Source organism: Bordetella genomosp. 7 (assembly GCF_002261415.1).
Lineage (GTDB): Bacteria > Pseudomonadota > Gammaproteobacteria > Burkholderiales > Burkholderiaceae_B > Bordetella_A.
Map to the genome: position 1 here is coordinate 101,943 of NZ_NEVI01000014.1, position 23,749 is coordinate 125,691.

Annotated in this window: 23 protein-coding genes; 7 read left to right on the forward strand and 16 right to left on the reverse strand. The window is 65.7% G+C overall.

Annotated features, from left to right (window positions below; genetic code table 11):
* Nucleotides 1-879: 879 nt before the first annotated feature.
* Together CAL18_RS07425 and trxA are read left to right on the forward strand one after the other, a co-directional pair.
* A complete protein-coding gene (locus CAL18_RS07425; RefSeq protein WP_094796599.1) occupies nt 880-1,896 on the forward strand; it encodes an LLM class flavin-dependent oxidoreductase in 1,017 nt (338 codons plus the stop codon).
* Between the two features lie 111 nt (nt 1,897-2,007).
* Nucleotides 2,008-2,385 (forward strand): thioredoxin, encoded by a 378-nt coding sequence (trxA, locus tag CAL18_RS07430; RefSeq protein WP_026637903.1) that lies wholly within the window; start codon nt 2,008-2,010, stop codon nt 2,383-2,385.
* A gap of 19 nt (nt 2,386-2,404) precedes the next feature.
* Here trxA and CAL18_RS07435 read toward each other — a convergent pair whose 3' ends face one another.
* The 6 genes from CAL18_RS07435 to CAL18_RS07460 form a co-directional block, all read right to left on the reverse strand.
* Nucleotides 2,405-2,992, reverse strand: coding sequence for an IMPACT family protein (locus tag CAL18_RS07435; RefSeq protein WP_026637904.1), 588 nt, complete (start codon nt 2,990-2,992; stop codon nt 2,405-2,407).
* 36 nt (nt 2,993-3,028) lie between these two features.
* Complete coding sequence (locus CAL18_RS07440) at nt 3,029-3,877, reverse strand: ABC transporter substrate-binding protein (protein ID WP_432759136.1); 849 nt, start codon at nt 3,875-3,877, stop codon at nt 3,029-3,031.
* A 48-nt stretch (nt 3,878-3,925) separates the two neighbouring features.
* Nucleotides 3,926-4,699, reverse strand: a complete 774-nt coding sequence (locus tag CAL18_RS07445) for an ABC transporter permease (RefSeq protein ID WP_026637906.1) — start codon at nt 4,697-4,699, stop codon at nt 3,926-3,928.
* Nucleotides 4,696-5,703 carry an ABC transporter substrate-binding protein gene (locus tag CAL18_RS07450; RefSeq protein ID WP_094817626.1) on the reverse strand — a complete coding sequence of 336 codons (1,008 nt, stop codon included), beginning with the start codon at nt 5,701-5,703 and terminating at the stop codon, nt 4,696-4,698. The genes CAL18_RS07445 and CAL18_RS07450 overlap by 4 nt, the downstream gene beginning before the upstream one ends.
* Nucleotides 5,704-5,793: 90 nt before the next feature.
* Nucleotides 5,794-6,552: an ABC transporter ATP-binding protein gene (locus CAL18_RS07455; RefSeq protein ID WP_026637908.1), complete on the reverse strand. Its 759-nt coding sequence runs from the start codon at nt 6,550-6,552 to the stop codon at nt 5,794-5,796.
* A gap of 156 nt (nt 6,553-6,708) precedes the next feature.
* Complete coding sequence (locus CAL18_RS07460) at nt 6,709-8,313, reverse strand: ABC-F family ATPase (RefSeq protein ID WP_026637909.1); 1,605 nt, start codon at nt 8,311-8,313, stop codon at nt 6,709-6,711.
* A gap of 322 nt (nt 8,314-8,635) precedes the next feature.
* Here CAL18_RS07460 and CAL18_RS07465 point away from each other — a divergent pair, with 322 nt between their 5' ends.
* The 4 genes from CAL18_RS07465 (at nt 8,636) to CAL18_RS07480 (ending at nt 13,252) form a co-directional block, all read left to right on the forward strand.
* Nucleotides 8,636-9,760 (forward strand): TRAP transporter substrate-binding protein, encoded by a 1,125-nt coding sequence (locus CAL18_RS07465; RefSeq protein WP_026637910.1) that lies wholly within the window; start codon nt 8,636-8,638, stop codon nt 9,758-9,760.
* Nucleotides 9,761-9,884: 124 nt separating this feature from the next.
* Nucleotides 9,885-10,508, forward strand: coding sequence for a TRAP transporter small permease subunit (locus CAL18_RS07470; protein WP_026637911.1), 624 nt, complete (start codon nt 9,885-9,887; stop codon nt 10,506-10,508).
* A complete protein-coding gene (locus tag CAL18_RS07475) occupies nt 10,505-12,430 on the forward strand; it encodes a TRAP transporter large permease (RefSeq protein ID WP_026637912.1) in 1,926 nt (641 codons plus the stop codon). The genes CAL18_RS07470 and CAL18_RS07475 overlap by 4 nt, the downstream gene beginning before the upstream one ends.
* Nucleotides 12,431-12,457: 27 nt before the next feature.
* Complete coding sequence (locus CAL18_RS07480; RefSeq protein ID WP_094796604.1) at nt 12,458-13,252, forward strand: enoyl-CoA hydratase/isomerase family protein; 795 nt, start codon at nt 12,458-12,460, stop codon at nt 13,250-13,252.
* Between the two features lie 36 nt (nt 13,253-13,288).
* Here the strand turns inward: CAL18_RS07480 and CAL18_RS07485 are convergent, their stop codons facing one another.
* The 10 genes from CAL18_RS07485 to CAL18_RS07530 form a co-directional block, all read right to left on the reverse strand.
* Entirely contained in the window at nt 13,289-14,257 is a 969-nt protein-coding gene (locus CAL18_RS07485; RefSeq protein ID WP_026637914.1) for an LD-carboxypeptidase, read from the reverse strand.
* Complete coding sequence (tadA, locus tag CAL18_RS07490) at nt 14,254-14,703, reverse strand: tRNA adenosine(34) deaminase TadA (RefSeq protein ID WP_051423596.1); 450 nt, start codon at nt 14,701-14,703, stop codon at nt 14,254-14,256. Before tadA ends, CAL18_RS07485 begins: the two co-directional genes overlap by 4 nt.
* Nucleotides 14,704-14,749: 46 nt before the next feature.
* The gene (locus tag CAL18_RS07495) at nt 14,750-15,598 is read right to left on the reverse strand and encodes an HAD family hydrolase (protein ID WP_026637916.1); all 849 of its coding nucleotides are present in this window, start codon (nt 15,596-15,598) and stop codon (nt 14,750-14,752) included.
* Between the two features lie 85 nt (nt 15,599-15,683).
* Nucleotides 15,684-16,307 carry a hypothetical protein gene (locus CAL18_RS19820; RefSeq protein ID WP_094817627.1) on the reverse strand — a complete coding sequence of 208 codons (624 nt, stop codon included), beginning with the start codon at nt 16,305-16,307 and terminating at the stop codon, nt 15,684-15,686.
* A gap of 85 nt (nt 16,308-16,392) precedes the next feature.
* Nucleotides 16,393-16,764, reverse strand: coding sequence for a monovalent cation/H(+) antiporter subunit G (gene mnhG / locus CAL18_RS07505; RefSeq protein WP_026637918.1), 372 nt, complete (start codon nt 16,762-16,764; stop codon nt 16,393-16,395).
* Nucleotides 16,761-17,042: a K+/H+ antiporter subunit F gene (locus CAL18_RS07510; protein WP_026637919.1), complete on the reverse strand. Its 282-nt coding sequence runs from the start codon at nt 17,040-17,042 to the stop codon at nt 16,761-16,763. The genes mnhG and CAL18_RS07510 overlap by 4 nt, the downstream gene beginning before the upstream one ends.
* Nucleotides 17,039-17,515: a Na+/H+ antiporter subunit E gene (locus CAL18_RS07515; protein ID WP_038851853.1), complete on the reverse strand. Its 477-nt coding sequence runs from the start codon at nt 17,513-17,515 to the stop codon at nt 17,039-17,041. The genes CAL18_RS07510 and CAL18_RS07515 overlap by 4 nt, the downstream gene beginning before the upstream one ends.
* Complete coding sequence (locus tag CAL18_RS07520; RefSeq protein WP_026637921.1) at nt 17,515-19,140, reverse strand: monovalent cation/H+ antiporter subunit D; 1,626 nt, start codon at nt 19,138-19,140, stop codon at nt 17,515-17,517. The genes CAL18_RS07515 and CAL18_RS07520 overlap by 1 nt, the downstream gene beginning before the upstream one ends.
* Nucleotides 19,137-19,481 (reverse strand): Na+/H+ antiporter subunit C, encoded by a 345-nt coding sequence (locus tag CAL18_RS07525; RefSeq protein WP_026637922.1) that lies wholly within the window; start codon nt 19,479-19,481, stop codon nt 19,137-19,139. The genes CAL18_RS07520 and CAL18_RS07525 overlap by 4 nt, the downstream gene beginning before the upstream one ends.
* On the reverse strand, nt 19,481-22,393 hold the full coding sequence (locus CAL18_RS07530) for a monovalent cation/H+ antiporter subunit A (RefSeq protein ID WP_094817628.1): 2,913 nt from the start codon (nt 22,391-22,393) through the stop codon (nt 19,481-19,483). The genes CAL18_RS07525 and CAL18_RS07530 overlap by 1 nt, the downstream gene beginning before the upstream one ends.
* Nucleotides 22,394-22,665: 272 nt before the next feature.
* On the opposite strand from CAL18_RS07530, the gene CAL18_RS07535 reads away from it, so the two are divergent.
* Nucleotides 22,666-23,619, forward strand: coding sequence for a Bug family tripartite tricarboxylate transporter substrate binding protein (locus tag CAL18_RS07535; RefSeq protein WP_432759139.1), 954 nt, complete (start codon nt 22,666-22,668; stop codon nt 23,617-23,619).
* Nucleotides 23,620-23,749: the final 130 nt, after the last annotated feature.

The window sequence follows — 23,749 nt, forward strand, 5'->3', positions numbered from 1 at the left end:
CCTGACGAAGTCCGCGAGACCCAGGCTTCCTGGTCGGGGCGGCTGATCGCGGTGTCTGACACCCTTCGATCTCGATGTCTGACACCCTTCGGGAGTCAGACACCTGACGAAGTCGGCGAGACCCAGGCTTGCTGGTCGTGGTGCCTGATCGCGGTGTCTGACTCCCTTCGGGTGTCAGACACCTGGCGGATATGCGCGCCCGCGCGAGAACGACACCGCTCCATCGCTTTCTTGCCACAGTCCCGCGCCGTGGGGGCTTGCGGGGCGGCGCGTTGGGCGGCGGGGCAGCCGGCGCAGCCGGCCGAGGGCGCCTGCATGCGCCCGAGCCCGACGCACGTGCGCCGCCCTGCAAGCCCCCACGGCGCGGGACGGCGCCAGAACCGAACAAGGCCGCGACTGCTTACCGGTGTCTCGATGTCTGACACCCTACGGGAGTCAGACACCTGGCGATCTGACGGAAGCCGATCAACGCCGTGAGTTCGGCCGACATCTCGATGTCTGACACCCTTCGGGAGTCAGACACCTGACGCACTCTACGGGGGGCAGGCACCTGACGCACTCTACGGCGGTCAGACGCCTGACGTACCCCGCGGAAGTCGGGCATGGGACGAAGCTGAGCCGCACCGGACTGCACTGCCCGTCGTTGCCATGCCGGCGCCTACGCCGGACGCTGCGTCCATCGGCATGGCGATTGCGTGCCTGCGCGCCAACAGCAACCCGCCCGTGCATACTTCCTTGGCCATTGGCAGTTTCTATCGACCTGATCAAGAGTGCGGTTGATCGCGCCTTGCGGCGCAATCGCCGATACACTGTCCGGAAATTGCACAGGCGCCCGGCTTCGGGCGCTTTATTGTCATGCCTTCCGGGAGCCTTACCACCATGACCGATCTGGCCCGCGTGCCGTTTTCCGTACTGGACCTTGCCCCCATCGTGCAGGGCGGCACTGCCGCTCAGGCGTTCCAGAACACCGTGGACCTGGCCCAGCACGTCGAGCGCTGGGGATACAAGCGGTTCTGGCTCGCCGAACACCACAACATCACCGGAGTGGCCAGCAGCGCCACCGCCGTGCTCATCGGCCACGTTGCCGCCCGCACCAGTACCCTGCGAGTGGGTTCGGGCGGCATCATGCTGCCCAACCATGCCCCGCTGATCATCGCCGAACAGTTCGGCACCCTGGAAAGCCTGTTTCCCGGACGCATCGACCTGGGCCTGGGCCGCGCGCCGGGCAGCGACGGCGCCACACAGCACGCCTTGCGGCGCGGCCCGCGCAGCGGGCTGGAATTTCCTGCCCTGCTCGACGAACTGCGCGCCTTCCTGGCGCCGGAACGCCCCGGCCAGAGCGTGCGCGCCATTCCCGGCGCCGGCCTGGACATCCCCATCTGGCTATTGGGTTCCAGCGACTTCAGCGCACGCCTGGCAGCCGAACTGGGGCTGCCCTTCTCGTTCGCCGGCCACTTCTCGCCCGAAGGCATGGCCGCCATGCGCCTGTACCGGCATCTGTTCAAGCCATCGGCAACGCTGTCGCGCCCCTACGCGATGATAGGCGTGCCGGTAATCGCCGCCGACACCGACGAGCACGCCCGTTACCTGGCCACCACCCAGCAATTGAAATTCCTGTCGCTGGTGCGCGGCAACCGCCTGCAGCTGCAGCCCCCGGTCGCCAGCATGGACGGGCTCTGGAACGAGTGGGAGCAGCATGCAGTGGAACAGAAACTGGCAGCCTCGATCGTCGGAGGCCCTGCCACCGTCAAGGCCGGTCTGCAGGCGCTGATCGCCCAGACCGAGGCCGACGAGGTCATGATTGTTTCCGATTTCTATCGCCACGCCGATCGCCTGCGCTCTTACGAAATACTTGCTACGCTGAAGCAAAACGCAGCCGCCCAGGCCGCAGCGTAGGCCCGCACCCCCGCCCCGCGGCGGGATTTTCGCGCGGACGCCCGGCAAGCGCCCGCCCAATCGGCCGATCCGGCCATCGACGCCGCCCATTCGGCGGCAAGGACGCCAAGCATGAGCAGCATTCTCGAACTCACCAAAGAATCCTTCCAGGAAGCCATCACGCCCGACAACACCCTGATCGTGGACTTCTGGGCGCCCTGGTGCGGCCCCTGCCGCGGCTTCGCTCCCGTATTCGAGCAAGCCGCCAAAGACCACACCGACGTAACCTTTGCCAAGGTCAATACCGACGAAGAGCAGGAGCTGGCCGGCGCCCTGGGCATCCGCTCGATTCCCACCCTGATGGTGTTCCGTGAACAAGTGCTGATGTTCTCGCAGCCCGGCGCCCTGTCCGCCGGCCAGCTTCAGGAACTGCTCGAGAAGATCAAGGCGGTGGACATGGAAAAGGTGCACCAGGAAATCGCCGCCGCCCAAGGCGACACCGACAAATAGGCGCCTGCGGGCTCGCCGGCTAATCGCGGACTTGCCAGCCGGCGCGGCCGCGCGTAACGTCGGCGGCGATCTGTTCCACGTTGGATAACGCGTCGCGCGGCACCCGCAGCACCAGCGACGCGCCCTCGCCGCCAAAAGATTCGGCCTGCACCTGCGCGCCGGCTTGCGCGACGCGCGCCTTGAGCAAGGGCAGTTCAGCGTATTCGCAGCGGCACGTAACGGTGGCCATATCCACAATCGGGACGCGGGGCGCCAGGCGCAGGCATTGTGCCGCGCAGCCGCCATAGGCCCGCACCAGGCCGCCCGCGCCCAGCTTGACGCCCCCGAACCACCTGACCACCAGCACCGCGACCCGATCCAGCCCCTGCCCCTCTATGGCCTGCAATATGGGGCGCCCGGCCGTCCCGCCCGGCTCGCCATCGTCATTGAAGCGATAAGCCTGCCCGATACGGTAAGCCCAGCAATTGTGGGTGGCCGTCGGATCGCTGTGCGCGGCAAAAAACGCCATGGCTTCGTCCACGCTGGCCACCGGCGCCGCGTAAGCCTGGAAACGGCTCTTCTTGATGTCTTCTTGATGCGCGCTCGCCGCGCTCAGGGTTTCGCTCATACCCCGGGATTGTAGGCGGCCGGCGCCCGCCGCCCGTCAGCCGTGGCAGTCGGGGACTTCCTGGTCCAGATAAACGTCGAACGCGACGTCGCGCGCCCACTTGCGCGCCATGGCTTGCCAGACGCCCTGGCTGCGCCATTGGCGCATGGTGGCGGCCAGCCAGCGGGCCGTGGCCTGATCGCCATTGCGGGCCACCCATACCAGTTCCGCCTGCGGGCCGGTGACGGGCAGCGTTGCCGAAAACTTCTTCCATTCGGGGAACTGCATCAACGGGCCCCACACCGTGTCGTCCACCAGGCCGATATCGCAGCTGCCTTCCCGTACCGCCACCAGCGCATCGGACGGCACCCGATGAGTCTGCACCTTTGCGCCCCAGGTCGCGGCCAGCGCCTGCGCCTGAAAGGCAGCGGTGGACATGCATACGGTAAGGCCCTTTGCCTGGCTCCAGTCGCGCAACGGCGTGTCGCTGCGGATAACCGCCTTGGGGCGCGTCACATAGCCCGCCGCCACCACGGCCGTGCCGTCGCCCTGCAACGCGGGGGCAGACTGGTCCGCGACACGGTCGGCGAGCAGCACGTCGACCACGCCGTCGGCCAGCGCCTGGGCCTGTCGCGCGGGCGGGATCTGCACCACTTCAAGGGCGAGGCCGAGCTGCTCGGCCAGGCGCGCCGCCGCAACAGTGTCCAGGCGCTCGGGCGTACGCACCTTGGCGCCTGCCGCCGCAGGCGGCGCCAGGTATGGCACGCCAACCACGAGCGTGCCGCGTTCGCGCGCCTTTCCGAACGGCTGGCCCGCCGCATCGGCCGGGCCCGCCGCCTGCGCGCACAGCAGGCAGGCCGCAAGCCCTGTGGCCAGGGCGCGGCGCGCGTGAGAAACAACTTTCAAGCCAGGCATGGTGCTAAGCGGCGGGGGCAAGCCCCGCCTTCCGTCCGGTTAAACGTACTGATACCGCAACAGGCGGTGCTTGAGGTTTTCAAGCACGAGCTGGTCGATCAGGGCGGCAAGAATCGCTATCACCAGGATGTTCATCATCACGCCGCTCATGTCGGCGATTTCACCCGAATACGCCAGCGACCGCCCCAACCCTTTGCCGAAGCCGATCAGCATTTCGGCCGAAATCAGGGCCCGCCACGCATTGCCGAAGGCCAGTTGCGCGCCGGTGATCAGCTCGGGCATGACGGCGGGCAGATAGACGCGCTTGATCAAGCCCCAGCGCGTGGCGCCCATGACGCGCGCGGCCGACACATGCACCCGTTGCACGGATTCGGTGGCGTTCATGACGCTGAGCGCCGCCGGAAAGAACGCCGCCAACGCGACGACCACAATGATGGGCGCGCTGCCGAACCCCATGACGATCAGAAAGAGCGGCACCCAGGCAATCGACGGAATGGATTGCAGGATGACAATGGCGCTGCGCAGCACTTCGCGAAAGAAATACAGCACCGCCGCCACCAGCCCGAACCCGACACCGGCCAGCAGGGCCAGGCCGTAGCCCGCTCCCAGCCGGCCCAGCGTGCCCATGAGGCTCTGGTGAAAGCCCGGGTCGCCCAGGTCGTGCAGCAGGCGCAGCACCACCGTGGGCACGCCCGGCATCAGGAAGTCGGGCAGCGCCCAGGCCGCGGCTTGCCAGAGCAGCAGGATGAAAGCCACGCCAAGCACCCCGGCGAGGTGCTTGCGCAGCCCTGTTACGCGGGTCGAGGACGTCAAAGCTTGCGCGCCTCTTGCCACGAAAGGTCAACGATGGTCGAGACATCGTACGGCTTGCCGTCGCGGGTCTTGAGCGAGCCCTGCGCCTGCAGGATATCGGCGATTTCCTGCATGCGCGCCGCGTCCTTGTCGGTAAGCTTGGCCGTAAAGACCTGCGTCTTGATGGCTTCTTCGATGACCGTCTCGCGCGGCAGCTCGCCACGCTTGAGCGTCTTGAGCGTGGGCTCGGCAATGAAGTACGAAGCGATCAGGCTTGCGGCCTTGGAGGGATTCTGCTGCAGCAGGTCGATGGCGGCCTTTTGCGCGTCCAGCGCCTTCCATACATCGTCCTTGCGCTTTTCAAGCACTTCGCCCGAGGTGATCACCACCATGCACGGGAACGGCCATGCCTGGCCCACCTCGTAGATCTGCTTGACCGGGGCGACCAGTTGCGCGATGCGGTCATAGGGCTCGAACAGGAACGCCGCGTCGACGCGCTGCCCGACCAGCGATTGCACCGCAACGGCAGGGCTCACGCCCATGATGTTCACGTCCGAGGGCTGCAGGCCGCCCTCTTTCAGCACTACGCCCTTGAGCACCACGTCCGCGGTACTGCCCTCGCTCTGCGAGGCCAGCGTCTTGCCCTTGAGGCCCGCGATATCGTCGATGCCCGTGCCTTCGCGCACCAGCAGCGAGTGGTACCCCTGTTGCGCGCCGCCCACGACCTTCAGATCGGCGCCCTTGGACGCCCACGCCACGGCGTTGGTAAAGCCCAGCACGCCGATGTCGAGCTGGCCGCCGACAATCGCCTTGATCAGGTCGGTGCCCGACTTGAACTCCACCAGCTCAGTATCCAGCCCGGCGTTCTTGTAGAAGTCGCCCTCCTGGGCCACGATGGCCTGCGCATCGTCCATGACGCGCAGATAGCCCACGCGGAACTTTTCGGCCGCGGCGGCAGTCGGGGCGAGCGCCATGGCCGCCGCTGCGGTGGCCAGCGTGGCGGCCAACCAGTTCTTGAGTCTCATTGTTTGCTCTCCAGTGCTTCAACAGATAGTGATATGAAATTCGATGCGGCGCCGTCGGGCGCCATGGATGGGCCGCGGGCCGGGGCGCCGTCAGGCCGCCAGCGCGATGTCGCTGTCGGCGACGCGGATGCCCAACAGGCTGAGGATCTCGCGCTTTTCGCCGGCGAGGTCGGCCAGGTCGTGCGTCTTGCGGCGATGCTTCAGATTGAATTCGCGCAGCACACGAGCAGGCCGCGCGCTGAACACGACCACGCGGTCGGCCAGGAACAGGGCCTCGTCCACATCGTGCGTGACCAGCAGCACAGAAGGCTTTTCTTGTTGAATAAGCTGGCGCAGGACGTCTTGCAGGCTGAGCCGAGTCAGCGCATCCAGCGCGCCGAACGGCTCATCCATCAGCATGGTCTGGGGTTGCGCGATAAAAGCGCGCGCCAGAGCCGCACGCTGGCGCATGCCCCCTGAAACCTGTTGCGGATAATAGTTCTCGAAGCCTTCCAGCCCCACTCGCGCCAGCCAGCCCACGGCCTTTTCGCGCGCCGTCGCCTTGGCGACATTCTGGAATTCCAGGGCCAGCGCCACGTTGTCGCGCAGCGTCAGCCACGGGTACAGCGCATGTTCCTGGAACACCAGCGTGCGGCTGGGGTGCGGGCCGGCCACCGGCTTGCCGTCGGCCAGCACCTGACCCTGCGTGGGGGTCTCGAGCCCGGCGGCCATGTGCAGCAAGGTGGACTTCCCGCAGCCGGACGGACCCACCAGGGCGACCAGCTCTCCAGTCTTGAATTCACTGGAGAAACCGTCCACGACCTGCAGGGCGCCGAAGTTCTTGTGGACGTGATCGAAAGTCAGATTCATGGGGATGGGGCTCGCACGGTGGCGTGTAAAGAGCCCCTAATCTAACAATCCGTTATATGAATCCAAACAATATTTTTATAATTCTTTAATAACTATCAGGCATATAGAAAGAGCCGGCGCGGGCAGGCCGGCCCGCCTGGGCCGGCTTTGGGCCGGTCAGCCTTCGATGCCGCGGGAAGCCAGGTAGTCTTCGTATCCGCCACGGTAGTCCACGATTTCGCCGTCGGGCAGGATTTCGATGACCCGTGTGGCCAGGCCGGACACGAACTCGCGGTCGTGCGACACGAATATCAGGGTGCCCTGGTATTTTTCGAGCGCGAACTGCAGCGATTCGATGGATTCCATGTCCAGGTGGTTGGTCGGCTCGTCGAGCAGCATGACGTTATGCCGGCCCAGCATCAGGCGGCCGAAGGTCATGCGGTTTTTCTCGCCCCCCGACAGCACGCGCGGCGCCTTGGGCAGGTCGTCGGCCGAGAACAACAGGCGGCCCAGCACGGACCGGATGGCCTGATCGTCGTCGCCGGGCTGGCGGTATTCGCTCATCCAGTCGAACAGATTGATGTCCGACTGCTGGAACTGGTCGGATACGTCTTGCGCCATGTAGCCGAGGTCGGCGTTATCCGACCATTTGATCGAGCCCGAATCGGGCGCGAGATCGCCCGCCAGCATGCGCAGAAGCGTGGTCTTGCCCACGCCGTTGGCGCCGATGATGGCGATCTTTTCGCCGGCGTCGATCATGGCCGAAAAATCGCGAATGACAGGCGCGTCGTACGACTTGGACAAGCGTTCGATGGTGGCGGCCAGGCGATGCATGACCTTGTTCTGCTCGAACCGTATGTACGGGTTCTGGCGCGATGATGGCTTGACGACGACCTGCTCTGCCTTGATGCGGTCGATCTGCTTCAGGCGCGAGGTCGCCTGGCGCGACTTGGACTTGTTGGCCGAGAAGCGCCGCACGAAGTCCTGGAGTTCGGCGACGCGCTCCTTGGCCTTGGCGTTGTTGGCCACCAGGCGCTCGCGGGCTTGCGTGGACGCCAGCATGTAGTCGTCGTAGTTGCCCGGATAGATGCGGATTTCGCCATAGTCCACGTCCGCCATATGGGTGCAGACCTGGTTCAGGAAGTGCCGGTCGTGGCTGATGATGATCATGGTGCTCTGGTAGCTGTTGAGCACCGTTTCCAGCCAGCGGATGGTGTTGATATCGAGGTTGTTGGTGGGTTCGTCGAGCAGCAGCACGTCCGGATTGGAAAACAGCGCCTGCGCAAGCAGCACGCGCAGTTTCCAGCCGGGCGCGATTTCGCGCATGGGCAGTTGGTGCTGGTCGACGGCGAACTCCAGCCCCAGCAGCAGTTCGCCCGCGCGGGCTTCGGCCGTGTAGCCGTCGTATTCGGCGAACTTGGCCTCGAGCTCGGCGGCCCGCATGTAGTCGTCTTCGGTGGCGTCGGGGTTGGCGTAGATCGCGTCGCGCTCGGTCATGGCCGCCCACATTTCGGTGTGGCCCATCATCACGACGTCGAGCACGCGCATGTCTTCATACGCGAACTGGTCCTGGCGCAACTTGCCCAGCCGCACCCCCGGCTCGAGCGACACGTTGCCGGCCGACGGCTCGAGATCGCCGCCGATGATTTTCATGAACGTCGACTTGCCCGAGCCGTTGGCCCCGATCAGACCATATCGGTTGCCTTCCCCGAACTTGACGCTGACGTTTTCGAATAGGGGCTTGGGGCCGAACTGGATAGTGAGATTGGCGGTAGAAATCACGGCTGTGGAATTGGAGGCAGGCGCGTCGCAGACGCAGGGGTAAACCGGGTAGTTTAGCAGCCAAGGGGCCCTTCCCGCGAATGGCGCCGCGCGCGGACGGTGGACGTTCGGCAGAATCGGTACGGGTTATCACCAAGCGTCAGGCAATTGTCAGATCACGCCCGGCACGGTTTAATCGCCTTGCGACCCACCCGCCATGCGGCGGCTGTTTCTCTGTGCGGCCGCACGCTTCATGCATTGCGCTTTGTCCTGTAGTCCGCTGTCCCACAAGTTGTGCACAACAAGTTGGTTCACGCAGTCAAAAAACCGGAGACAACAAGCCATGCAACACCCCCCCTCTTCCCGCCGTCGTTTCATCGCGGGCGCGACGTCCATAGCGGGCACCGCGGCCCTGGGCTTTCCGGCCATTACCCGCGCGCAGGGCTCGCCTGTGTCGCTGCGCTTCCAGAGCACCTGGCCGTCCAACGACATTTTCCACGAGTTCGCGCAAGACTACGCACGCAAGGTCAACGACATGGCCGAGGGCCAGTTGAAGATAGAGGTGCTGCCCGCGGGCGCCGTCGTCAAGGCGTTCGACCTGCTCGACGCCGTTTCGGCCGGCACGCTCGATGGCGGCCACGGCGTGGTGGCTTATTGGTACGGCAAGAACACGGCGGTGGCGCTGTGGGGATCCGGCCCTGCGTTCGGCATGGACGCCAACATGCTGCTGGCCTGGCACGAGTATGGCGGCGGCAAGGAGCTGCTGACGGAAATACAGCAGGCCATGGGGGTGAACGTGGTGTCGCTGATGTATGGCCCCATGCCCACCCAGCCCTTCGGTTGGTTCAAGCGTCCCATTACCAAGGCCGAAGACGTAAAGGGCGTGAAATTCCGCACCGTGGGCCTGGCCATCGACATGTATTCGGCCATGGGGGCTGCCGTGAACGCGCTGCCGGGCGGCGAGATCGTGCCCGCCCTGGACCGGGGCCTGCTGGACGGCGCCGAATTCAACAACGCGTCGTCCGACCTGGCATTGGGCTTCCAGGATGTGTCCAAGATCTGCATGTTGCAGAGCTTTCACCAGAGCGCCGAACAGTTCGAGGTGCTGTTCAATAAAAAGCGGTATGAAGCGCTGCCCCAGCACCTGAAGCACATCCTGGCATATGCCGCGCAGGCCGCCAGCGCCGATATGTCGTGGAAGGCGGCCGACCGCTATTCGTCCGACTACATCAAGCTGCAGAAGGATCACAACGTCAAGTTCTACAAAACGCCCGACGCGATCCTGCAACAGCAGCTCAAGATCTGGGACCAGATGATCGAGAAGCGGTCCGCCGAGAATCCGTTGTTCAAGAAGGTGCTGGACTCGCAACGCGCCTTTGCCGAACGCGCGGGGCGCTGGCACAACGACGTATCGGTCAACTTCAGGATGGCGTTCAACCATTACTTCGCTCGCAAGCCGGCCGCCTGAACTGCCGCGGGCTGATGGATCGCCGCGGCTGTGCACCCGCCCCTACCCGCGCCCCCGACATTGAGCGGCGCGGCGGGCGGGTGCGTTGTTTTGCACGCCCTGTTCACGACCTGGATGGCATTCGATGCTCAAGCTGATACGCATGGTAGACCGGCTGTCTACCTTCGTGGGCCAGGCCTTCGCCTGGCTCATCGTGGTACTGACCGTACATATATGCTGGGAAGTGACGGCCCGGTATGTGTTCAACACTCCCAGCGCCTGGGCATTCGACCTGCAGCTGATGTATTACGGTGTGCTGTTCATGATGGCCGGAGCCTACACACTGGCCAAGAACGGGCACGTGCGCGGAGACATCCTGTACGGCTTCCTGCCGCCGCGCGTACAGGCCACCCTGGATATCGTGCTGTACATCGCGTTTTTCATACCCGGCGTGGTGGCCCTGGTCTGGGCCGGGTGGTATTACGCGGGCGAGTCGATCGCCATACGCGAGCATTCGTCGCTGATGGCCGATGGCCCGCCCATCTATCCGTTCAAGGCGTTCATTCCCATTGCGGGGGCATTCCTGCTGTTGCAAGGGCTCGCGGAAATCGCCCGTTGCGCCCTGTGCCTGCGACAGGGCAAGTGGCCATCGCGCGAAGAAGATGTGGAGGAAGTCGACGTCGACAAGCTCAAGGAATTGGTGCAGGTCAAGGATGAGGATATTGCCGAGCTGGACCGATACGTTGTAGATGAGGAGAAGGCCAAATGAGAATCCACAAGGCACTGTGGTTTGGCCTGAGCTGCATAGGCATCGTTCTTGCGCTGATCGGTTTTCTGACACCCTGGTCGGACATCACCACCGGACACCTGGGGCTGCTGATGCTGGCCCTTATCGTGGTGGCCATCATGCTGGGCTTTCCCACGGCGTTCACCCTGATGGGCATGGGCGTCATCTTTACCTTCCTGGCCTATTTCCTGCAGAACCCCGACGCGCAATTGTCGTTGCGGCAGACCCTGGACCTGATGGTGCAGCGAACCTACGCCACCATGACCAACGACGCGCTGATCTCGGTGCCGTTGTTCGTGTTCATGGGCTACCTGGTCGAGCGCGGCAACCTGATCGAAAAACTGTTCCGCTCCATGCATCTGGCCCTGGCCCGGCTGCCCGGCGCGCTGGCGGTGGCCACGCTGGCCACCTGCGCCATCTTCGCGACAGCAACCGGTATCGTCGGCGCAGTGGTCACCTTGATGGGGCTGCTGGCCATGCCGGCCATGCTGAAGGCGGGTTACAGCGTGCGCCTGACGGCGGGGTCGATTACCGCGGGTGGCTGTCTGGGCATCCTGTTGCCGCCATCCGTGATGCTGATCGTGTACGGGGCCACGACGGGCGTATCGGTCGTGCAGTTGTACGCAGGCGCGTTCTTTCCCGGCCTGATGCTGACCGCCCTGTACGTGGGCTATGTGATGGTGGTGGCAAAGTTGCGGCCCGACATGGCGCCGCCACTTACGGCAGAAGAGCGGCGCCTGCCCCTGCCCGCCGACGCGGACACCCTGACGCGCCAGGGCTATACGCACGCCGTGACAGGCATGCTGGCGGCCATGTTCAAGGGGCGGCGCAACAGTTCGGTGTCGTTCGCCTTCCTGAGCCGCAATATGGCGGCAGCATTGTTGCCGCTGCTGGCATTCGCGGTGCTGACGGGCAGCGTATACCACGTCGTCACCAAGCCCCCGGTCGTGTACGAGATTCCTGACGAACTGCGGCTGGGCAGCGGTCAGGATTATGACTACGGGCTTGCCGAGCCCCCCATAGAGGGCGGCTCGCTGGCCGAACCGCCGGCCGATGGGGGCCTGAGCGAGCCGCCGGGCACCCCGTCCGCCGATGGCGCAGGCGCCGCTGCCCCGGACACGCCCCAGGCGGATGAAGGCCCCGCACGCCTGCCGGCGCCGGCCGGATACTGGATTTTCTTTGGCGTATGCCTGGCTTTGCTGGCGCTGTTCTACGCGCTGCTGACATGGGTGCGGCTGGAAGTCTTCAAGATGCTGCTGGGCTCGTTCTTTCCCCTTAGCATGCTGATCGCCGCCGTGCTGGGCACTATCACCTTTGGGCTGGCGACGCCCAGCGAGGCGGCCGCGATGGGCGCGATGGGCGGCGCGCTGCTGGCGCTGGCATACCGGCGCCTGAACATGCCGATGCTGAAAGAGTCGGTGTATCTGACCGCCAAGACATCCGCCATGGTGTGCTGGCTGTTCGTGGGGTCGTCGATCTTCTCGGCGGCCTTTGCCTTGCTGGGCGGACAGCGCCTGATCGAGGAATGGGTGCTGTCGATGGGCCTGACGCCCGTCGAGTTCATGCTGCTGGCCCAGATCATCATCTTCCTGCTGGGATGGCCCCTGGAATGGACGGAGATCATTGTTATCTTCATGCCGATTTTCGTGCCGCTGCTCGTCAGCTTCGATATCGACCCGCTGTTCTTCGGCCTGCTGGTGGCGCTGAACCTGCAAACCGCCTTCCTGTCGCCGCCCGTGGCCATGTCGGCGTTCTATTTGAAGGGTGTGTCGCCGCCGCACGTGACACTGAACCAGATCTTCCTGGGGATGATGCCCTTCATGGCCATACAGGTGGTTGCGATCTTCCTGTTGTACATGTTTCCGGGCATCGGCATGTGGTTGCCCACTGTGCTCTACCGTTGATTCACCGTCATTTGAAGGACGCTGCATATGCTGCAAACCGTGGAAGTTGCGTATGGCCCCCAGACTGCCGTGGTCTGGCTCAACCGGCCGGAGGTGCGCAACGCGCTGGATGCGCGGATGATCGCCGAGCTGACCGACGTGTTCGCGACGCTGGAACAGGACGCCGAAGTGCGCGCCATTGTGCTGGCCGCACGCGGCAAGGCCTTTTGCGCGGGCGCGGACCTGAACGCGATGCGCCAGAGCGCACAGGCGAGCCAGGACGAGAACCGCGCCGACGCCATGGGCCTGGCCAACTTGCTGCACAGCATCTACACGTGCTCCAAACCCACCATCGCGCGTGTCCACGGGCCCTGCATGGCTGGCGGCATGGGGCTGGTTACCGCGTGCGATATTGCCGTGGCCGGCCGCGAGGCGCGATTTGCGCTGACCGAGACACGGCTGGGCCTGATACCGGCAATGATCTCGCCCTATGTATTGCGCGCGATCGGCGCGCGCGCGGCCAGCCGCTGGTTCCTGACCGCCGAGACCTTCGATGCCGCCGAAGCGTGGCGCCTGGGCCTGGTGCAGGAACTATGCGAGACAGACGAACTGGACTCGCACATCAATGCCCTGCTGGGGGCCTTCATGTTCGCTTCGCCGCACGCCGTGGCGCAGTGCAAGCGGTTGATTCGCGACCTGGCTGGCCGCGCTATCGACGCCGACGCAATAGGCGACACGGCCGCCCGGCTGGCGGCGCAGCGCGCCAGCGACGATGGCCGCGAAGGCATTGCGGCATTTCTGGAAAAGCGCCGGCCGCGCTGGGCTCCGCCCGAAGCGTCGTAATGACGCCGAGCCGCGCCGAGCGGCAAACCGGTAAGGTCAATGGTGGTGTTCGTCGATCACCAGGTGCGCCATGCCCGGCTCGGTGGCCAGGCCCACCTTCTTGCCGATGGGCAGCGTGGCCTTTGTGTCGATGTGGCCGTAGGGCAAGCCGGTGACGACCGGAACCTTGACGGTGCGCCGCAGCCACTTCAGGACTTCCGGCATGTCGTACCCCGCGTCATGGGGCGCCAGCCTGTAATTGCTGAAATGCCCCAGCACGATGGCCTTCTGGCGCTGCAGGATGCCCGCCTGCCACAACTGCGCCAGCATGCGCTCGACCCGGTAGGGATGTTCGGCCACGTCTTCCAGGAACAGGATGCCGCCGCGTATCCTGGGCAGGTACGGCGTGCCCACCAGCGACACCAGCGTGGCCAGGTTGCCGCCCCACAGGATGCCCCGGCAATCGACCGGATCGGCGTCGGGCGTTTCGAAGCTGAGAATCTCGAGTTCGCCGCGCATGAGTTCGCCAAACAAGGCCGGCGTCAGGTCGTCGACCCGAGTGCCGCCGAAATCGGCCACGGCCGTGGCGCCGGTATAACTGACGGCCCCGGTTTGCGCCAGCAGCGCGAGGTTGAACGCCGTGAAATCGCTCATGCCCACGAAGCGCTTGCCGCTGTCGGCCATGGCGCGCCAATCGATGTCGGGCAGCAGCCGGCTCAGCCCATAGCCGCCGCGCGTGGCCATCACAATGGGATGCTTCTGGCGGATGGCGCGCGCCAGGCCAGCCAGGCGTTGCTTGTCGGTGCCGGCAAAGCGCTGGTGCACCGCCAGCGCGGCGCGGTCCACAGTGGTCTTGAAACCCTGTTGCGCGAGTCGCTGGCAGGCCCGCTGCAATGCGGCCGGATCGCCCACCGCCGACGATGGCGAGATAAGGTAAATGCCACCGGCCGGCGCCTGGTGGTGCTCGCAGCCGTCGGTGCAGGCGTGGTCATGATGCCCGTGAGGCGGGTGTTGGGCGGTACTCATGCAGTGGATTCCTTGGCGCGGCGTTCGCGAAAGAACCGGCGCAGCAGGTCGCCGCAAGGTTCAGCCAGGACGCCGCCGGTGATTGTGGTGTGGTGGTTCAACCGCTGGATAGCGGCAACATCGAGAACGCTGCCGCAGGCGCCGGTCTTGGGATCGGATGCGCCGTAGGCCACGCGCGCCAGCCGCGCGTGCAGCATGGCCCCGATGCACATGACGCACGGTTCGAGCGTGACATACAGCGTCAGGCCGGGCAGCCGGTAATTGCCCATATGCGTCGCGGCCGCGCGCAGGGCCACGATTTCGGCGTGGGCCGTGGGATCGCTATCGGTGATGGTGCGGTTGTAGCCGACCCCCAGCACCCTGCCCTGCGGATCGGCCACGACGGCCCCCACCGGCACCTCGCCGGCCTGCCATGCGGCCTGGGCCTGTTCGAGGGCCAGGGCCATCATGTCGGTGTCCAGGGAAGATGCGGCGCCTGTCGCCCCTGCGGGCTCAGCCACGGTACACCCGCGACTTCAGCGCGATGCGGCCGGCCAGGCTGACCACCGCTTCTTCCAGCCACTGATACAGTTCCGCTTGTTCGTCGTAGCGGGCCTGGTTCAGGTTCGAGACCCGCCCTTCCTCGATAAAACCCCATGCGCGGCTGCGCTTGTCGCGGTGCTTGGGATCCCACACGCCGAAGGCGAACCCGCCGGCGCGGCGTATCAGCGAAAAGCATGGAATATCGGTATAGCCATCGCCCACGAACACCATCTGGTCGAACGGCACGCGCAGGCGGTCTTCGGGCACCTTGCGGTTGACCTCAAAGGGTTTGTTGCGAAATTCGCGGCCAATGATGCCTTTCTGAATGTGGAACAAGTAGCGGGTCTTGTCGGTAAAGCTGACCAGGCGGCGGGGAAACACAATGCCCTGGTCCGGGCCATACACGAATTCCGATGCCCAGATCTCGGTAAATTCATGCGCAATGGGCGTGGCGCGCACGACATCGCCAATACCGCTGGAAATCAGGTAGAACTCGAGCTGCACTTGCGGATGTTCGGCGCGCACGGCCGCGCGCAGCCGCTGGAACAAGGTGTCGACCCCATCGTGCAGAGGCAGGCGGGCGCCCCAGTCGGCCAGCCTCTGCCGGGTGATGAGCCCGTTGGCGCCGCTGCGCGAGAGCTCGATCATCTGATACAGGTAGGCGGGCACCGGGTCCCAGTCTTGGTCGGAAAGCAGCGGCCCCACCTTGTCTTTCCAGAAGGCGGCCGTATCCACCCCAAGGCTGTCGAGGAAGCCGGACGTGCTGTCGGGAGCCAGCGTGTCGTCGAAGTCGAAAATCAGGGCAATGACGTCGGACATGAAAGCGGCGCAAAGTCGGCAATAGCCGACATTTTGCCTGATTGCGGCCCCGGGCGTGGCCGGGAACCGCAATCAGCACGCCGCGTTAACGCGCCGGCACGGGCGTGACGGGCGCCGGCGGCGGCGCGACAGTGCCCGGCGCGGCGCCCGGCGACACGGGAGCCGGCATGGGGGCCCCAGGCGCCGTGGCCGGCGGCAAGGGCGTTGCCGGAGCCGGCGTTGTCGTGCCAGGGATACCCGCGCCCGGCGTGACGACGCCCGGCGTACCGACGCCCGGCGTAACGACGCCCGGCGTGCTGGCGCCAGACGGCTGGGCGGGAACCTGGATCACCGTCTCGCGCAGCACCCCGCCGCTTTCCACGCTGCCTCTGACGCTGCTGGGCGAGGCCATCTGGCGCAGGCAATCTTCACGCTGGGTTGCTGGCAAGTTGTTGCAGCGCGCCGTGGCGTTGGCATCGAAGTTGGCGGACTGGTTGTTGTCCAACCGGTTGCGCGCGGCCTCTTCGCGGGCCGCTCCGGCCTCGCGCAGGCAGGTGGCGCGATCCTGGTGAGTCTGCCCCGTGTTGCACCGCTGTACATCGAGTTCATACTGGGACTGGATGGAGCCGGACGCCGCCGCGCCGGCTGCCAGGGCTGCTGGCGCACCGGCCAGGCCCGCTGCGCCCAGGGCCAGGGCGCAATACAGTTGCTGCATACGTCGCATGTTCATCTTTCGCTCCTTTTGCTGCGCCGCGCCAGGGCGCGGCCGTGCATTTAAGGTAAGGGAAAGCGCGTGCCCAAGCGGAATGCAGATGTTACAGATCCGTCCGCCCGTAACGTTCGCGGGGCGGCGCATCGGCGGGGTAGGCTTCGCCCCGTTTGCGGCGGCCGCGATAAATGGCGGCGCGCATCAGCAGCATGGCCGTGACCGGCGAGGACACGAACAGCAACAGTGTGATCAGGATTTCGTGCACCACGGGCCGGTGTTCAGTAGCGGAGAACACCAGCATCGAGGCCGCCAGTACGCACCCCGCGCCCATGGTGTTGCCCAGCGTGGGCGCGTGGATCCGGCAGAAAAAATTGTCAAAGCGCAGCAGGCCCAGCGAACCGACCAGCGCCAGCAAGCCGCCGGCCACCAAGAGGATCGCGGCAGGAATGCCCGCCCACAGGGGGATATCGGCGCTCATGGCTCGATGACCTCGCCGCGCAGCAGGAACTTGGCCATCGCCGTGGCGCCCACGAAGCCGAACAGGGCAATCAGCAGAGCCACGTCAAAGTACACGGCTGTGCCCGACCGGATGCCGAAGGTCAGGATGCCCAGCATGCCATTGACGTAAAAGGCGTCCAGGCCCAGCACGCGGTCTTGCGCCGTAGGGCCGCGCACCATGCGGACCGTGGCGCAAGCCATGCCCAGTACGAAGCACAGCAGCGCGAAGGAAGCTGCCCAGTACAGCACGGTGTTCATTCGAAGATCTCCTTCAGGGTCCGCTCGTAGCGCTGCTTGATCAGGTCGATCCAGGCCTGCTCGTTTTCGAGGTCGAGCACGTGCAGCGTCAGCGTGTTGTCGGACACATCCACCCACACGGTGCCGGGCGTGTAGGTGACGATGCACCCGAGCAGCGCCTGCGCGTGCGGATCGCGCAGGTCGAGCGGTATATGGACATAGCCCGGGTTGAATTCACGACGGTGGTCGATGATGAGCCGGCCCACGGCAATGTTGGACTTGGCAATATCGACCGCCACCCGCCACAGCAGGCCCGGAAACAGCCACAGGCGGTGCGGGCGGCTGCGCAGCGGCCGCAGCCGCGTGGACGCGTATCCCAGCCATAGCGCCAGCGCCGCGCCCAACGCGATCTGCCCAGCCGACAGAGACTGATTGAGCACCAGCCAGAGCGCCAGCAGCACCAGCGGCAACAGAAACCAGTACAGGCGCCGCATCACTTGCCCTCCAGGCTGCGCACCGTGTCGGCCGACAGCACGGCATCGATGTACTGCGCCGGCTGGTCGAGCGAACGCGCCGCCTCATCCAGGTAGGCCGAGACGGGCCCGGCCCCCGCGGCCAGCGCCACGCACAGCAGGATCAGCACCGCCACGGGGCCTGCCTCGATCACGCGCAGCCGCGGCGTGGTGCGCTCGTCGGCGCTCCAGAACACGCGCATGCCGGCGCGGCCGAATGCCACGATGCCGGCCAGGCCGGACGCCAGCACCGCCGCCACGAGAATCCAGGCATCGGCGGGTTGGGCCGACTCGTTGGCCGCGGTTACCGCAGCCGACAGCAACGAGAACTTGGCCACGAAGCCGGACAGCGGCGGCAGCCCCGTCACGAGCAAGGCGCAGGACACGAACGCCAGGCCCAGGAAGGCCATGGCGGCCGGGATCGCCACGCCCACCACGTCGTCGGACCGGTTGGGCGTCTCGGGATCGTCCAGGTCGAACATGTCCATGGTGACGGCGAGGACGTTGGCGCCGAAGGTGCGGGTGCGCTCGACGAGCTCGACCAACAGGAAAAAGGCCCCGGTGGTCAGCACCGAGCTCAGCAGGTAGAACAGCGCGGGCCCCGTCAGGGTGACGCCCGGCATGCCCAGCGCGGTCAGCAGCGTGCCGGCCGATATGATGACGCAGTAGCTCACCATCTGTTCGAGCTGCTGCGTGGCCAGCAGGCCTATCGCCCCGAACACCAGGGTGGCCAGGCCCGCGGCGAACATCCATTCGAGGCTGAAGGCCGCCGGCGCGCCGGTGGGCAGCAGCAGCGAACCGATGCGCAGCAACGCATAGATGCCGACTTTGGTCATGATGGAAAACACCGCCGCCACCGGCGCGCTGGCCGAACCGTAGCCGCGCACGAGCCACAGGTTGAGCGGCCATGCGCCCGCCTTCACCAGGAACGCCAGGCCCAGCACCGCGGCGCCTGCTTCGAACAGCAGGCGCTCGCTGCCGTCCAGCGTGCCCGCGCGCACCGCCAGGTCGGCCATGTTCAGGGTGCCGGTCACGCCGTAGATCAGGGCGATGCTGATCAGCAGCAGGAACGATGCCACCAGGTTCACGACAATGTAATGCAGCCCCGCGCTGACCCGCGCCACGCCGGAGCCGTGCAGCAGCAAGCCATAGGACGCCGCCAGCAGCACTTCGAAGAATACGAAGAGGTTGAACAGATCGCCGGTGAGGAAGGCTCCGTTCAGTCCCATCAGCAAGAACTGGAACAACGGATGGAAATGCACGCCCAGGCGGTCCCAGCGCGCCAGCGAGTAAATGAGCGCCATCAACCCCAGTACGGCATTGAGCGCGAGCATGATCGCAGCCAGGCGGTCGACCACCAGCACGATGCCGAACGGCGCGGGCCAGTCACCCGGCAGGTACACGCCGATTTCATTGGGCCAATAACCCCAGGCCCCGGCCGCGAGGGCCAGCAGCACCACCGCGGCGGCCAGCTGGGCCAGACTCGAAACCACGGCGATCGCGGCGCGCGCATTGCGGCTCGTGTCGGCCAGCAGCAGCATGGCTGCGCCGGCCACCAGCGGCACCGCAATGGGATAGATGGGAGCGTGTTGCAGCAGGTCGATCAAGATTCCGACTCCCTGCCATCAACATGGTCGGTGCCGGTGAGGCCGCGGGATGCAAGCAGCACGACCAGGAACAGCGCCGTCGTGGCAAAGCCGATGACAATGGCGGTGAGCACCAGCGCCTGGGGCAGCGGATCGGCCAGTGTGGAGGGATCGACAGCCCCGGTGGTTTCCAGCACGGGAGGCCGCCCCACCATCAGCCGGCCCATTCCGAAAATGAACAGGTTCACGGCATAGGAAACCAGCGTCAGGCCCATGATGACCTGAAATGTGCGCGGGCGCAGGATCAGCCACACGCCCGACCCTGCCATCACGCCTATCGCCGCCGCGTAAATGAGTTCCATCAGGCAGCGCTCCCCGATTCGATTGCCGCCTGGGCCTCGGCGGCTGCCTTGCGTTGCGCGCGCAGCGATTGGTGCGCCAGCGCGACCAAGATCAATAACGTGCCGCCCACAACCAGCATATAAACCCCAATATCGAACAACAGCACAGTTGAAACATGAATATGGCCAAGCAGCGGCACGGCCAGGTCCCAGGCCAGCGCCGACAGGAATGGACGAGACGCCAGTCCGGCGGCCAGCGCCGTCAGGCCGGCGCACAACAGCCCCAGCGCGATCCAGTGTTGCGGATTGAGGCGGCTGCGCGATTCCACCCAATACACGCCGCCCACCATGTATTGCAACAGAACGGCGGTTGCCATTACCAGGCCCCCCACGAACCCGCCGCCCGGCTGGTTATGGCCGCGCAGCAGCAGGTACGCCGACGCCATTGCCGCAATGGGCAGCAACAGGCGCACCAGCACAGCGGGCAGCGCGAGCGCGCCCGCAGGCAGCACCGCGTGAATATCGGGCGCGGCCGTGGGAGCGCTGGCCGGGTCTTGCTGCTGGTGCGGCAGGCCGGCGCTTTCGGGAGCCGGCCGGAAGCGGCGCAGCAGCGCATAGACCGTCAGGGCAACAATGCCCACCACGGTGATCTCGCCCAGCGTATCAAAGCCGCGGAAGTCGACCAGGATCACGTTTACCACATTGGTGCCGCCCCCTTCGGACAGCGCCTTGTCGACAAAGAACTCGGAGATTGTCTGTTGCGGACCGCGGGTCAGGACGGCATAGGCAAGCGCCGCCACCGACGTGCCCGCTACGGCAGCAATCACGAGATCGCGTGTGCGGCGCAATTGGGCGCGCGTTTCGTGGCGTTCGCCGTCCAGCCCGCCTTCGATACGGCGCGGCAGCCAGCGCAGGCCCGACAACAGCAGCACAACGGTCACCACTTCGACGGCCAGCTGCGTGAGCGCCAGGTCGGGCGCCGAGAACCAGACGAAGGTCATGCAGGTGGCCAGGCCTGCGCCCCCGGCAAGAATCAGGGCGGCAAGGCGGTGATACTTGGCCTGGAACGCTGTCCCTATTGCGCAAATGCCGCCCACGATCCAGAGCACGGCAAAGGCGGGGTCCAACGGCGTAAGGCCGGCGGGCGCGTCGTTCCAGTCGCCTGTGTGCAACGGCAGCCATGCCACCAGCAAGGCGCCCAGTACGATCAACAGCATCTGCACCTGCAGGCGGGGCGACGCCAACCGGGCCAGCAGCCAGCTGGCGGCCACGCTGGAATAGTCAAGCAGGAATTCGAACGAACGCCGGCCGTCGAAGCGGTAGATGAATGGCACACGGCCCGGATACTTGCGCTGGCGCGCGCGCAACGCCAGGTACAGCGCCACGCCGGCAACCATGGCGACGAAGCTCATCATCAAAGGCAGGTTCAGGCCGTGCCATACCGACAGGCTGTAGGCCGGCATGTCCGGGCCGAGCACGCTGCCCGCGGCCGTGTGCAGGAACGGGCCCACCGTCAGCCCCGGAATAATGCCCACCACCAGGCAGCACAGCACCAGCAGGCCGCTGGGCACCAGCATCCACCGCGGCGGCTCATGGGGCGCGCGCGGCAGGTCGTGCGCCGGCGGGCCGAAGAATACCTGCAGGATGAACCGCAGCGAGTACGCCACGCTGAACGCGCTGGCCAGCACGGCCATGGCCGGCAACCCATACTGCACAACCGAATCGCCGCTGACGAACGTGGTCTCGGCAAAGAACATCTCTTTGGAGATGAAGCCGTTGAGCAGCGGAACGCCGGCCATGGCAGCAGCCGCCACCATGGCCAGCGTGGCGGTAATGGGCATGGCGCGCCGCAGGCCGCTGAGCCGGGAAAGGTCGCGCGTGCCGGTTTCGTGGTCGACGATGCCGGCCGCCATGAACAGCGACGCCTTGAACGTGGCGTGATTGACCATGTGGAATATGGCGGCCACCAGCCCCAGCGGGCTGTTCATGCCCAGCAGCAAGGTGATCAGTCCAAGATGGCTGATGGTGGAATACGCCAGCACGCCTTTCATGTCCTGCTGGAAAATCGCCGCGTAGGCGCCCAGCACCAGCGAACACAGCCCTGCTCCTCCGATGATCCAGAACCATTCGTCGGTGCCGGCCAGCACCGGCCAGAAGCGGGCCAGCAAAAAGACCCCGGCCTTCACCATGGTGGCTGAATGCAGATACGCCGACACCGGGGTGGGCGCCGCCATGGCGTTGGGCAGCCAGAACTGGAACGGGAACTGGGCGCTCTTGGTCAGCGCCCCGAGAGCGACCAGGATGATTACGGCCGGATACCAGGGGTCGTTGCGAACCAGCTCGCCAGAAGCCAGCACCTGGTCGAGGTCGTAGCTGCCCACGATATGGCCCAGGATGAGCACCCCTGCCAGCAAGCACAGGCCGCCCGCCCCCGTGACCGTCAATGCCATGCGGGCGCCCCGCTTGGCGTCGAGCCGGTGATGCCAGTAAGCGATCAGCATGAACGAGGCCAGGCTGGTCATTTCCCAGAACAGCACGAGTTGTATCAGATTGCCCGACAGCACCACCCCGAGCATGGCCGCCATGAACGCCTGGAAAAACGAGAAAAAGCGCGGCACCGGATCTTCGGGCGACATGTAATACCGCGCATACAGCACGACCAGCGCCCCCATGGCCGACACGATCAGCGCGAACAGCCATGCAAACCCGTCCATGCGCAGCGTGAACTGCAGGCCCAGCGCGGGCGCCCATTCCAGATCGGCGCGGACGATGCCGCCATCGGCGACGTGCGGATACTGGAAGGCCACCAGCAAGGTACAGGCAAGCGCGATCAGGCCGGCCAGCCACGCTTCGGCATTGCGGGCATTGGAAGGCAGCAGCGCGGCGCATAGGCTGCCGATAAACGGCAGAGCGAGGATAAGAATCAGCGACATGTCGTTCCGGGAAGACCATCGGCGTCGCTCGCGGGCAAGAGCGGCGCCAATGGCCGGGCTGGCATTATTCGGAGACCCTGGCATGGCACGCCATTGCGGCGCCGCGGCCGCGACGCCTGCGCGTCAACGAAGCCGGCCGGGAATCCCCCCCGAAAAATATCAGATTCTAGTAAGGTTCGCACGGTGCAATAAAACCCCTTTTTACCGGCCAGTTGGCCAGCAAGCCCAGACGGAGACGTAAGTTGAAGAAGAAAACCGCCATCAAAACAGCAATTATCACCGCAGCAGCCGCGTGCTTCCTGGGAGGCGGCGCTGCCCATGCGCAAGCTTACCCCGAGCGCCCCGTGCGCCTGCTGGTGCCGTTTGCGGCCGGGGGCACCACCGACCTTGTGGCGCGCATCGTGGCCGATGGCCTGGGCCGTGAGCTGGGCCAGCCGGTGGTAGTAGAAAACCGCGGCGGAGGCGGCGGATCCATCGGCGCCGAAGCCCTGACCAACGCCGCGCCCGACGGTTACACGATAGGCGTGGCCACCGTCAGCACCATGGCGACCAACCCGGCCACCAATGCGCAGACGCCCTACGATCCGCTGAAGGACTTCGTGCCCATCATCAACCTGGTCAATGTGCCCAACGTATTGAGCGTCAACCCCAAGACGCCGGCCGGCAACCTGCAGGAGTTCATTGCGCTGCTCAAGGAGAACCCCGGCAAGTACAGTTACGCCTCGGCCGGCACAGGCAGTATTTCGCACCTGGATGGCGAGCTGTTCAAATCGTTGACCGGCACCGACATGATCCACGTGCCCTACCGGGGATCGGGTCCGGCCCTGAACGACACCCTGGCCGGGCAGGTAAGCGCGCAATTCGACAACCTGCCCTCTTCTATTGCGCACATCCAGGCGGGCAAGCTGCGCGCCCTGGCGGTGGCGTCCACGGCTCGCGTCGCCGGGCTGCCCGACGTGCCGACCTTTGCGGAAGCGGGCCTGCCCGCCATGGACAACATGGCCTGGTATGGCCTGGTGGCCCCGGCCGGCGTGTCGCCCGCCATCGTGGCTCGCGTGCACGACGCGGCCGCCAAGGCGTTGCAGGACCCGGCCATCCGCCAGCGCCTGCAAGACCGCGGCGCACTGGTCGACGGCGGCACGCCCGAGCAGTATGCGGCGCTGATCAAGCGCGAGCTTGAGCTGCGCAAGCGCATCGCCAACGAGCAGAACATCAAGCTGAACTGACGCGCCGCGCAGGCGCGCGGGTGGGTGTCTGACACCTTCGGAGTCAGACACCGCAGTACGTTGCCGCGCGTCGGACGCCGCAGTACCGTTGCCGAAACCGGTGTCTGACTCCGAAGGTGTCAGACACCGC